This is a genomic window from Nonomuraea sp. NPDC004702 (assembly GCF_053601695.1).
This window is the reverse complement of record NZ_JBSGCE010000140.1, coordinates 1-11,596: the sequence shown is the minus strand read 5'-3', so window position 1 is coordinate 11,596 and position 11,596 is coordinate 1. Positions and strand designations below refer to the sequence as shown.

Sequence of the window (11,596 nt, the reverse complement as noted above, 5' to 3'; positions counted from 1 at the left end):
GGGCGCCAAAGGCGAGCGGCTGTATGACTGGGCCCTGGCCACCGTGCGTTTCGAGACCGAACCCGGCTACCAGCGCTGGCTGCTGGTCCGGCGCGCCCTCACTCCCAACGCCAAGGGCGAGCTGGAGTTGGCCTACTACCTGTGTCATGCCCCGGTCGGCACCAGTCTGGAAGACCTCATCGCCGTCGCCGGCGGCAGATGGGCGATCGAGGAATGCTTCCAGAGCGCCAAGAACGAGACCGGCCTGGACCAGTACCAGGTCCGACGCTTCGACGCCTGGCACCGGCACATCACCTTGGCGATGCTCGCCCATGCCTACCTCGCCGTCACCGCCGCCAACGCCCCAAAAGCCCAAGCGGCCTGGTCCGCCTCACACCCGCCGAAGTCCGTCGTCTCCTGGCTCGTCTGACCACGGCGACCACGCGCCCCCTCGACTTCGCCCTCGCCTGGTCCCGCCATCGGCGACAGCGTCAGACCCGCGCCCGAGCTAGTCACTACTGGAGACGCTGGCTCAAACATAACGAAATCAGGCTGTAGTACTAGCCGAGATCTGGAACGCCGAGGACAAGGATCACGCCGAACGCGCGGTCAAGGACTTTCAGGCCGCCTACGGCGCCAAGTGTCCTAAGGCTGTCGCCAAGGTGGTCGACGACCTCGACGAACCGATGGCCTTCTACGACTATCCGGCCGAGCACTGGGTGCGTCCGCGCACAACCAGCCCCATCGAGTCCACCTTCGCCGCCGTCCGGCACCGGACTAAGGTCCACCAAGGGGCCGGGATCCCGCGCGGCTGGACTCGTGATGGCCTTCAAGCTGATCGAGTCGGCGCGGAAGCGCTGGCGCGCGGTCAACGCGCCGTGTCTCGTCGCCCTGGTCCGGGCGGGGGGCGACGTTCGTCACAGGCAAGCTCGTCGAGCGGCCCGAGGAATCACCGGCCATGGAGGACCAGTCGATAGCCGCCTAAAAGATCTTGATCCACAGGTCTTGACGGTTGCTCCTCGGTCTGCTTGGTGTGCCTCTGATCGGTACGGCGAGCGCCACCGGCGCTGGCTCCAGGCAGTGACCTCGCTCCCTGCGGCCGCTGCCGCGGATGTCATTCACGTCCAAGGGCTGCGGGACGCTGGGGCGCTGCTGACGCGACTCGGCGGGCCGCTCGTCGTAACGCACTGGGGCAGGGCCGGGCGATGGCAGCCCAACGGGGAGTCCTCGCACGATGAGGCCCTGCGCAACCGTCTTCTCCGGATCCGTGACCACGTCAGGCTCGTAGCGATCGGCGAGGCTCAAGCGGAAGAGCTGAGGGCGGCCGGAATACCACCGGCCAAGGTGATCCCCCAGGCATCGACCTCACCTTCTTCAAACCCGGGGACCGCGCTGAGGCCCGGCACCGCACCAGCCTGTCACCCGACGCCGGCATCGTGCTCTACGTGGGCCGACTCGCCGCCGACAAGAACGTCGAGACGTTGCTGCGGGCCTTCGCTCTGCCGTCTCGGCTCCAGATCATCGGCGAGGGCCCTCTTCGCGAGAGTCTTAAGCGCCTCAGCGTTGAGCTCGGCATCGCGTCAGTGACGACCTTCCTGCCGTTCGTTCCACACAGCGAGCTGCCTGCTTACTACCAGAGCGGTGATGTTCTGGTGGTGCCGTCCGATCGCCTCGAGACGTTCTGCATGCTGGCGTTAGAGGCGATCGCATGCGGTTGCCCATTGGTTAGCACGGACCAGGTTCCCGAGGTCGTCCGGCGCTTCCCCGGGGTCCCCTCCGTGACCCCGTGCGAGGTCGAAGGCTTTCGCCGCCTCATCGACGACGCCTTAAGCGGCGGGCTGCCGGCGGTCGACCCGACGCGGATGGATGAGTACGGCTGGAGTGGCGTGGCTCGCCAGTACCATGACGTCCACCTGTCGGCGCTGCGCCAACCGACCAGTCAGTAGACGTTCAGGGGTGGGGCTTGGGATCTCAAGAGCACGAGCGGGCCGAGGCCGCGACACTGCGCAAGCGGTTGAAGAATGTGTACTGGATCGGTGGCGGCAGCGGCGGGGGCAAGTCGGCGATCGCCCAGCGGCTCGCGATCGAGTACGGCTTGTCCGTGTACGCGACCGACGACGTCATGGCGGAGCACGCCCGCCAGCTCACGCAGGTAGACGCCCCGCAATTGGGCTTGTTCAAGGGCATGGACATGGACGAGCGCTGGCTGACCCGCTCGCCGGAGACCATGCTGGACACCTTCCATTGGTATCGGGGTGAGGGCTTCGGCCTGATCGTGGAAGACCTCCTGCGGCTGTCGGAGAGGGCCGGCGTGATCGCTGAGGGCTTCCGGCTGCTGCCCCATCTCGTCGAACCGTTGCTGGCCGATCCCGCACACGCCGTATGGCTGCTCCCGACCCCCGCGTTCCGTTGGGCGGCCTTTGAAAGTCGCGGCACAGCATGGGACATTCCACGCAAGACCAGTGATCCGCAGCGTGCCCAGCAGAATCTGTTGGAGCGTGACCGGATGTTCACCGACCTTCTCAAGAAGGAGACGAACCGTCTCGGGCTGCCCGCCATCGAGGTCGACGTCGCGACGAGCGAGGACGAACTGGCCAAGCGGGTGGCGCACAGATTCGGGCTCTGACGCTCTTCCCAGTGCTCAGGGCGCCTGCATGCAGCGGAGAACCTGATCGTGAAGCTTGCTGTTGGTGAAGAGCGCGGTCTCGGCGTCGAGAGCACGTCCTCCTGCCGCGTCACTGAATCGACCGCCGGATTCCTCGACGATCGCCACCATGGTCGCGAGGTCCCACGGAGCGGCTACGGTGAACATGAAAACGTCGAGCGTTCCCGAGGCGACCAGCAGAGCGCCGTGCCGCGTTTCCGCAGCGGCGTTAACCGGGCCCCGCTCAGGTCGTGTACGGCACTGACCGGCAGAGATCCAGCACCCGGGCAACAGGTGTCCGCGCCTGGTCCGGCAGCCTTTCCACCGGCGGCCACGCGGCGACCGCGGCCCAGCGTCACCGCGCTGGAGAAGGACATCCTGGCGTGGGTGGAGGTCTGGAACGAGGACCCCAAGCCGTTCGTCTGGATCAAAACGGCCGAAGAGATCCTCGCATCCCTAGAGTTACTTCTGCGTCGCATTAAAGGCGAGGAACATTAGCTAGGGCCGCCCTCCGCAGGCCGAGTTGCTCGGCGAGATCACCAGCTGATGGGGGAGGGGCCCGCCTGGTGGCATGGTCGTTCTTGCCGATCAGCCTTCAAGATCTTAGATGTCCGTTGAGAGATCCCTAGCAAACACCTTCACCTACCCATCCGCCATCCTCCTGCGAAGTTCGGTCAACGCCCGGGCTGCCTGTACGCGTCCGGATGCGTCGAGGGTAGGGTCGCTGGCGAAGCTCTCAAGTAGCCGTGTGCCCCGCTTCCTGTCCGCATCAGCTAGACGAGTAAGTCCTAAGTCGGGTCAGTGGTCGTAGGCGATTAGGGATCGGGTGATGGGCTGGCCGGTGGCGCGGTTGTGCCAGATGGCGGCGGTCAGGGCCAGGATGCGCTGGGCGATGCGGGCGCCGACGCCGATGGCGGTTCGGGCGCCGTGAAGCTCCAGGTCGAGTTGGCCTTTGAGGGTGTCGTTGACGGACTCGATGAGCTGGTGGATGGGGTTGAGGAGTTCCTCGCCGGGGCGGGGTGTGCGGTTGCGGTAGGACGGGCGTAACAGCCGCACCCCTCGTTCGGCCAGGAAGGCGTCCAGCTCGGCGGAGATGTATCCCTTGTCGGCGATGATGAGCAGGTCGTGCCGTTCGGTCACGAGATCTGGGTCGTGTTCGATGACGGCCATGAGCACCTGGCGTTCGTCGATGTTCGGGGTGGCCAGGGCCCAGGTGATGGGCAGTCCGGCCGGGGTGCAGATCAGGTGCGGGCGCAGGCCCCAGAACCAGCGTGAGTGGGAGCGGCAGTAGCCGTAGCTGGCCCATCCTGCCAGCTCGGAACGGCGGGCTGTGGGGCGGGAACGACCGCACTCGACCGGGGTGGAGTCGGTCACCCAGAGCGGGTCGTCCCACAGGTCGGTGTCACGGGCCAGGGCTCGGATCGCTCGTTTGAGCAGGGGGAGGGCCTTGTGCAGGCGCTTGTTGTAGCCGGACTGGCCGGGCAGGTACGGAAAGGCGACGGGCAGGTGTGCGGGGACGTAGCGCAGCCAGCGGGTCTGGGAGGGCAGGCCGAGCAGGACCTGGGCGACCGCCAAGGTCAGTAGCTCGGCGTCGGTCAGCCGGGGTGGTCGTCCTGGGCGGGGTGATTCGCCCAGCCAGTCGTCGAGCTTCCCGTACAGTGCGGTCAGAAGGGTGTTGAGGTCGTTCGTCACACATCGATCCTCGACACCCTTCGTCGTGCGTGCACTCCGAACGACTTAGGACTTACTCGTCTAGGCCCCGCGCAGCCAGTACCCGGTGGGAGGCGATGAGGGCGCGGTCGGTGGCGAGGGTTTCGAGGAGCACAGAGCCTCGCTCCACGTCCACTTCAGCCAGGCCCTACGCTGCCCACACTCGGTCGTACGCGATGAGGGCTGAGTCGGTAGCGAGGGCTTCAAGGAGCCCTGTGCCCTGCTGCTCCGCGCCCACGTTAACGAGTCCCCGAGCCGCCCACACTCGGTCGGCGGTGTTGAGGGTGCGATCGGTGGCGAAGCTGTGCAGCAGTTGCGCGCCGAGATTCCTGGTCCTGTCCGCCTGGGCCAGCGCCCGGGCTGACTGTAGACGTCCGAAGGTGTTGAAGGTGGTGTCGGTGGCGAGGGTTTCGAGGAGGCGTGTGCCCCGCTCCACGTCCGCCCCGCCAAGCGCGGCCCGTCATAACCCGCGTCGGCCACGATCAGGATGTCGGGATCACCGCACTGCCCATGCCCATCCGCCATGAGCCGTCCGACCACCTCGCGCAGCTGGGCGGCGGTCACCGCGGCCAGATCATCACCCGGCGCCAGCCGGAGCGCATCCAGCGGCGCCGTCCACGAGCTGCGGCCCGTCTCCAACGCCACCACGAACGAGTACGGCCAGCCCGGGATCATGATGTGCTGGTCCTCGCCCCGCCCATAGGTGTGGCACAAGATCCGCTCCGGCGAGGTGTGCGCGTCCGGCCGCGGCCAGCACGTCACATCCACCGCCAGCACCAACCGCTCGTCCGCCGCTCTGGGCAGGGGCACCGTGCTCAACGCCCGACGCGGCCGCCCCACCTCGAGCCGGCCCCGATCCAGCGCCGCATACAGCGACCCATGACCTCGACGATGCTCACCGACCAGCGACAACTCCACCAGCGAACGCACCGGCCCATCACTGCGTAACACCGCATCGGCTCGCGCACTCAGACAGTCGTAAAAATCGGTCCGAAAGCGGCACAGCGCGGCAAAGGACTCGACACGAGCAGCCTCGTTCAGCACACTCATCCTCACGGCCTTGGTAGTGATCGTCAGCGTCTTCAGCAACGCTCATGATCACGCCGAGGCCGTCTCCATGTCCCGCGAACGACCCAACCTTCACCCAGTTCAACGAGCCAGCCGATGAGAAAGGTTAAAGATTAAGCTCAGCGCCTGCACGCGCTGGCAGAATATGGCCTACCCGGCCTGCCTGAGGCAGGTACGGACGGAGACCCAACCGTCGTAAGCGCTCCCACGAACGGCACGACCGGTGAACCCTGGACGCCGCACCTGCCCGGCTCCGACCACCGACGCCCCGCCGCGCGCGCACACACCAGCAGGCAGTTGCGCGAGGCTCTGGGCTGGGAGGAGAGCGTCTTCAACCTGGCGGTTGCAGCGGGGACCCTCCCGCCACCGAACATGAAGATGCCACGCTGGTCCGATGGTGTGGCCGAAACCCGCAGCGAATCCACATAGTGGACCAACGGCTGCCGCTCACATCTCCCTGAGCTGCGCCGTCGCCCTGGACCGCCGCAGATACTTCCTGCAGTCGGGGCCCGTACCTATGCTGCTGAAGGTGACTTCGACGGAGCATGAGATCTCCTTCCGGACCCTCGACGGCCAACAACTCGCTGGAACGCTCGTCACACCAGATGAACCACCAGAGCATGCCGTCGTCCTGGTCCACGGCGGCGGGGTGACTCGTCACGAAAGCGGCTTCTTCACCCGGATGGCTCGCGGGCTGGGTGAGCACAGCCTGGCGTCTCTCCGATTCGATCTGCGCGGTCACGGCGAAAGCGAAGGCCGCCAAGAAGAACTCACCTTGTCGATCATCCTCAATGACATCCGCGCCGCACTGCAGCATCTCCGCGAGACGACCGGAGCCGACAGACTCAGCCTGCTCGGCACAAGCTTTGGCGGCGGCATCAGCGGCTACTACGCCGCCCACCGGCCCGACGAAGTAACCCGCCTGGTGCTGCTCAACCCTCAACTCGACTACAAGAAGCGCACCATCGATAGCCGCCCCTTCTGGCACGACGACTACCTAGATGAAGATGTCGCCCGCCAACTCAGCGAACAGGGATCTATCACCTTTACCCCCACGCTGAAGCACGGCCGACCACTCCTCAACGAGGTCTTCTGGCTGAAGCCGAACACCGCTCTCGGCGCGATCAAGGCTCCAACCCTCATCGTTCACGGCACAAGGGACACCCTCGTGCCAATCGAGTCCTCTCGCTCAGCGCTGCCTCGGTTCACCGCTCCCTGCGATCTGGTCGAGGTTCAAGGTGCGCAACATACCTTCGCCGTCCATAATGACCCGCAGTACCGCAACCCCCAGACCCAGGCATGGCAGGCGGCAGTAGTCCAGACGGTTGCGAGATGGCTACAGGACGGCCGCCTAAGCGACAGGACGATCAGCTAGGAAGTCCTCCAGAGCGCGCACCTGCGGCCGGTGACGCCAGCGGCCCAGCGTCTGCAGCATGTCTCGCACGACAGTGACCGTCCGCCGTGACTGCGTGGCCCAAGCAACACGGGCTGCGCCGGCCAGCGTTGTGGACCACGCCGCGTTCCCTCGAGGCGGAGACCCGGCATGAAGCCATGCGCCAGCGGCAGGAAGCCGCCAAGCGCGAGCGGCAGGAGCGTCTACGCCAAGCCGAGGAGCGCCGCCAGCAGGTTGAGGAACAGCGCAAGCAGGCCGAGAAGGAGCGTCAACGCCAGGAGAATGAGCGGCGCCGGGCCGAGAGCCAGGAGCGGCTCCGTCTTTGGGCGATCGAGGCGGAGCGTCAGCGCGTGGCCCAGGAGGCCGAACGACGCGAACGAGAGCGTCGCCAACAGGAGCAGGCGCGGCAGGTGGAGCTGGCGCGTCGTGAACGTGACCGCCTGGAGCAGGCCGCCGCCCAGCAGTGGTGGAGTGAGGTGTCCCAGGCTCAGCTCACCAAGCTTCTGGACAGCGTCGCGGCGCTGTCGCTGGCCGAGCGCACCTCACGGGCGCTGGCCGCGTCCCTCGAAGCCGACCGCGGGCACGGATACGGCATCCCCGTCTACACCGGCCGTCGTCTGTAGGGAGTGGTCAGACCCTGCCCCAGCTCTCTCGAGCGGCTTCCCGCCGGAGCACGGATTTTCGTGCGCAACGCCCGTGAGAAGGCACGAATCACCGTCGCGGGGTTCGCGGACCCCGACCTGATCGTCCACTTCACCCTGCCCGACCACGAGCAGGTCGCCCTCCTGTGACCTGAGCGGCCGCAGTCGTCGTGGACGACGGCCGCGTCAGGGGTTGGGCCCCCGATGATGAAGGAGCCGGGGCCCACGGTCCACGGTCCACGACAGCGTTTCCAGGCTGGCCAGGAACAGAGCCACAGCCCCGGCCACAAACGTTGGGCGCCTTACCCAGCCTCGATGGCCAGCATCGAACGCAGGTCCGTGACGGACGGGCGGGCCTGCTCGGTGATGGGTACCGCGCGTAGCACCATCCTCGCGGTCTCCCGGATGTGGTTGGTGCGGAACTGTGCGGGAAGTGAATCGATCACGTTGGCTGCGATCCGGGCGCCCTCGTCCACCCCTCCGAGAGCGGCGGTGCTGATCGCCTCGTGCAACCGTGCGTTCACCCGGTACTGATACGAGCGCTCCGGAATGATGCGCAACACCTTGTCCCGGGCGGCATCCGCGGCAGCTTCGTCACCGGCGTAGGCGGCTACCCAGCTCTCGGCGAACGGGATCTGGTCCGGCCGGAAGAAGTCCCACCGATCACCCACCGCGCCACGATCCATGTGGTCATGGAGCGCGTGCAGGGTCGCGGTCGCCTCGGCCGGACGGCCTAGCAGAGCCAACGCCTTGGCCTGAGCTGTCATCAGCCGCGGCCATGGCCGGGGCGTGAGGCGGCGGGCGTGCTCGATCAGACGGAGCACCGTCTCGGGCTCGCGCTGGCCGTAGAGGCCGTGGATGGCCTCCTCGCCGCGCACGAGCAGGCTGAGGTCCAGGTCGCGTGATGCGTCGGCGTTCTTCTTGGCGGTGCTCCACCATCTGATGGCGCTCCCGTGGTCGCTCATCCGGGTGAGGGCGTTCGCCTGGATCGCGGCGAGGACCGCCGCCACCCGGTGAAGCTCGGTGAGTTCCTCCCCGCGGGCGCCTTCAATCTGCTGCCGCAGCACGTACAGGTCGATGGACAGGTCTCGGACCACCCGCGCGGGAGGGCGGGTACGCAGGGCGTGCAAGTGGTCAGCGCGAGCGATGTCCCAGTCCTCAGCACTGCGGTCCGGCGTGGTGGCCAGGTCCAAGCCCTGGCGGACGATCTCGTCGAACCCGAGGGCACCTGCACTGGCGGCCAGCCCGAACAGCTGTCGGCGTTTCGTGGCGTCCTCCCCGTTGTCCGCAGCCCGCATGCCAGCCCTATCTACAGTAGGCACAAAACCGTTCTGATCGGTAGGAGCCCCAAGTATGGCATTTCGCGGCTCTGGCGCATCCGAGACAAAAGCCTCAACCAGTGCACCGTAGGCCCCAAGAGCGTGGTCCAGCGAGACCGCGGTTTTGAGCGATGGATTGGCAGTGCCCTTTTCCAGCATGGTCACATAGCTGGGGCTGATATTTCCGCGTCGCGCGAGCGTGCGCACAGGCATGTCGCCGCGTAGCCGTCGCAAGACCTGACCGAACTGTGCGCCCATCAGCTTCCCCTGCCGGTGTTGCGTGCTCACTGCTGTTCAGAGCCCGTGAACAGCGGTGAACAACTGTGAACGCGAACCCTCTACCCCTGCCTTCCTGTGGCGGCCACGCTACTCCTGTGGCGGTAATCGCCCAACCGCATCGCCATCCGATTTAGGTGGAATCTACGCGAAAACGGCACTATTTCCGACCCGGAGCTCACCTCACATGCTGCCTGCCGAAAAGTCATTTACCACGGTCTACGCCTGGCGCGTCCGCAGCGAGGCCAACCGGGATATCTCGGGGGTTACCCCCGATCAGAGGAAGGCGCTCGCAGACATGCTCGGCGCGTTCGGCGAGCTGCCCGGCGTCCCCCTGCGCGCAGACTTGCGCATCGCCGACGTCGCCCCACGCGAGGTGGCGGTGCTGTACCGCCGCCCTCGCACCGTCGTCCGCGCTCACCGGCAGTGTGCACCCTTGCACGCGGACACGGTCAGGGCCTCACGGTGAGGCGCCAACCGGAGCTTCGGCGCCGGCAGCACGTAATTCCTCGCCGCCGCCCCAGTCGGGAAGCGCCCGTCATGACCACATCCCCTTGGAGACCGTGATGGATCTCGAACCGCAGTGGAACAGCCTTCCCTCGCTCGTGCAAGCCGCCATCGTGGGACAGGTCGGCCCGATCCACGACGTGCAGATCGTGCCCGGCGCTCCGCAGGAGTTCGCCGCGCGCCTGTACGGCCGCGACGAGGTGTTCGTCAAGCTGATCCCGGCCAGTAGCCCGTACGCCACCTGGCACCTTCAGGAGCGGTGGGCGGCCCGGCATCTTCCCCACTGGGCGCCTGTCCCCCGCATGGAGTGGAGCGGCGAGGTCGAGCAGTATCACCTCACCGCGTGGCAGCTGATCAACGACCACGCCCGCCCCGCTGACCTGACGTGCGGCTCGCCTGACGTGCCCGCTGTTGCGCAGGCGCTGGCCGAACTGGGCAAGTGCGGCCCATGCCCGAATGGTGCCCGCTCCGTCGTCGCGCACCTAAGCCCGATGCTGGCCGGAGCCAGCCTGGCCCTGGACCAGCCCGTACGTCTCCTGTATGGGAACACCGGCCTGTACGAGAAGGCGCTGGACGGCTTCGAGGTCGGCATGCTGAGCGGCGATGCCATGCTGCACGGCAACCTGTCGGCCCGCCACCTGCTCATCAAGGATGAGACCGTGTACGTAGTCGGCTGGTCGCGCGCTTCCAGTGGGCAGGCGTGGATTGACGCGGCGCTGCTGGCCCCGCACCTCATTGCCGCCGGGCACACGCCCGAGCAGGTCAACGCGCTGCTGTGGACGATCCCGGCCTGGCACGACGCTCCAACTCACTTGGTGGCCGGGCTGACTGTGCTGTGGACGCTGCACCACCTGCACGAGGCTCGCCACGCCGCAGGGCGCCATCAGATCTCCGAGTGTCTCGCCGACGCCGGCCATGAGTGGCTGGCATACCTGCTGACGCGCTGCTGACAGCGCCCACCTCACTGTGGAGGAGCCGACATGCTGGCCCTCGAGACTGCCGACACCACCAACCCCACGGTGTGGCGGCAGCACCTGGCTGAGCTCCAGGGCTACGCCCGCGACTGGTTCGTGCTGATGTACTCCCCGTACTGGGAGCGGTTCATCGGCTTCTACCGCGGCCACTGCGACAGCGGGATCATCCTCCAAGCGGCTGACCCCGAGGCGATGCGCATCCTCATGAATCGAGTAGCGCCGCCCGGCTGGCGCAACGACGCCATCCGCTCGATCGGCTCAGCCCGCCAGGTCGTCCCGATCGATCCGCGCGAGCTGCTGGACGCCATCGCCCCGCCGGGCGCCGCAGGCCTGCGCCGAGACGAGGTGGCGAGGGCCGTCGAGTGACAGATTGTGGTGTAGCCGGGGCTGGCGGCCGCCAACCTCGCCCATGTTCCGGCGTGGTCCGGCAGACCGATGGGCACCTTCTGCCGGGCCACGCACTGCGGCGCGAGCACGAGCCTTTCATGTGCTCACTCGAGGGCTCGGGCCGCTTGTTCTCGTGGTCCACGGCAGCATCGGGCTTGTCGTGGACCACGAGCTTCACCACTCCAGCCGGGGCCGGGGCGAGCCCAGCAGTCCTGCTCCGCGACGGCGGGAGTTGGAGGGAGGCGGGCGCCTGTGCGCTGCCGGCCCATGCCGTCCCTGTGCCACTGGCCGGCAGCCGCCCACCCTGGGGCATGTGCGTGTCCCAGGATGAGGTCGTGGGACGGCGTCCGGTCCTGCTGTCCCGCCACGCCGTCCCACGACCGTCCCGCCAGCTCAGCGAACACCGCCATGAACACCCCCGGGGTAGGGGAGGACTCGATGCTTGGCTGCGACTCCAACATCCTGCCTGACGGTTACTGGCCCTACTGCTCCACGCTCTGCGGAGACTGCCGCCTCCGGTGTGCCCAAGATCACCACAACGGAGTGAGGACTCGTCCTGGCCTCCATGGCGCGGGCCGGTGCGCCGCCTGGGCGAGCTGCCGTTGATGTACCAGCCGGGCGAGCAGTGGCAGTACCAGATCAGCAGCGACCTGGTCGGCGTGCTCGTCTCCCGGGTCACCGGCCGGCCGTTCGAGGAG

General features: G+C 67.1%; 11 protein-coding genes and 2 pseudogenes. 9 read left to right on the top strand and 4 right to left on the bottom strand.

Going from position 1 to position 11,596, the window contains the following annotated elements:
* The 4 genes and pseudogenes from ACWEJ6_RS53260 to ACWEJ6_RS53245 form a co-directional block, all read left to right on the top strand.
* Positions 1-409, top strand: a pseudogene (locus ACWEJ6_RS53260) (IS701 family transposase); the annotation flags it as partial.
* Positions 410-539: 130 nt separating this feature from the next.
* Positions 540-964 (top strand): annotated as a pseudogene (locus tag ACWEJ6_RS53255) (transposase); the annotation flags it as partial.
* Positions 965-1,337: 373 nt separating this feature from the next.
* Complete coding sequence (locus ACWEJ6_RS53250; protein WP_452433345.1) at positions 1,338-1,925, top strand: glycosyltransferase; 588 nt, start codon at positions 1,338-1,340, stop codon at positions 1,923-1,925.
* A 17-nt stretch (positions 1,926-1,942) separates the two neighbouring features.
* Entirely contained in the window at positions 1,943-2,605 is a 663-nt protein-coding gene (locus ACWEJ6_RS53245) for a hypothetical protein (RefSeq protein WP_452433343.1), read from the top strand.
* A 15-nt stretch (positions 2,606-2,620) separates the two neighbouring features.
* Here the strand turns inward: ACWEJ6_RS53245 and ACWEJ6_RS53240 are convergent, their stop codons facing one another.
* From ACWEJ6_RS53240 to ACWEJ6_RS53230, 3 genes are all read right to left on the bottom strand, one after another.
* Positions 2,621-2,791, bottom strand: a complete 171-nt coding sequence (locus tag ACWEJ6_RS53240; protein ID WP_452433341.1) for a hypothetical protein — start codon at positions 2,789-2,791, stop codon at positions 2,621-2,623.
* Between the two features lie 630 nt (positions 2,792-3,421).
* Positions 3,422-4,315, bottom strand: a complete 894-nt coding sequence (locus ACWEJ6_RS53235) for an IS982 family transposase (RefSeq protein ID WP_452433340.1) — start codon at positions 4,313-4,315, stop codon at positions 3,422-3,424.
* 60 nt (positions 4,316-4,375) lie between these two features.
* Positions 4,376-5,383: a transposase gene (locus ACWEJ6_RS53230; protein WP_452433344.1), complete on the bottom strand. Its 1,008-nt coding sequence runs from the start codon at positions 5,381-5,383 to the stop codon at positions 4,376-4,378.
* A gap of 547 nt (positions 5,384-5,930) precedes the next feature.
* Here ACWEJ6_RS53230 and ACWEJ6_RS53225 point away from each other — a divergent pair.
* The gene (locus ACWEJ6_RS53225) at positions 5,931-6,776 is read left to right on the top strand and encodes an alpha/beta hydrolase (RefSeq protein WP_452433339.1); all 846 of its coding nucleotides are present in this window, start codon (positions 5,931-5,933) and stop codon (positions 6,774-6,776) included.
* Between the two features lie 176 nt (positions 6,777-6,952).
* On the top strand, positions 6,953-7,417 hold the full coding sequence (locus ACWEJ6_RS53220) for a hypothetical protein (protein WP_452433337.1): 465 nt from the start codon (positions 6,953-6,955) through the stop codon (positions 7,415-7,417).
* Between the two features lie 320 nt (positions 7,418-7,737).
* Here the strand turns inward: ACWEJ6_RS53220 and ACWEJ6_RS53215 are convergent, their stop codons facing one another.
* On the bottom strand, positions 7,738-9,012 hold the full coding sequence (locus tag ACWEJ6_RS53215; protein WP_452433336.1) for a helix-turn-helix domain-containing protein: 1,275 nt from the start codon (positions 9,010-9,012) through the stop codon (positions 7,738-7,740).
* A 584-nt stretch (positions 9,013-9,596) separates the two neighbouring features.
* Between ACWEJ6_RS53215 and ACWEJ6_RS53210 the strand changes: the two genes are divergently transcribed.
* The 3 genes from ACWEJ6_RS53210 to ACWEJ6_RS53200 form a co-directional block, all read left to right on the top strand.
* Positions 9,597-10,487 carry a hypothetical protein gene (locus ACWEJ6_RS53210; RefSeq protein WP_452433334.1) on the top strand — a complete coding sequence of 297 codons (891 nt, stop codon included), beginning with the start codon at positions 9,597-9,599 and terminating at the stop codon, positions 10,485-10,487.
* A 30-nt stretch (positions 10,488-10,517) separates the two neighbouring features.
* A complete protein-coding gene (locus ACWEJ6_RS53205) occupies positions 10,518-10,877 on the top strand; it encodes a hypothetical protein (RefSeq protein WP_452433333.1) in 360 nt (119 codons plus the stop codon).
* A gap of 539 nt (positions 10,878-11,416) precedes the next feature.
* Positions 11,417-11,596: serine hydrolase (locus ACWEJ6_RS53200; protein WP_452433331.1), on the top strand; the 180-nt coding region annotated here is incomplete at its 3' end.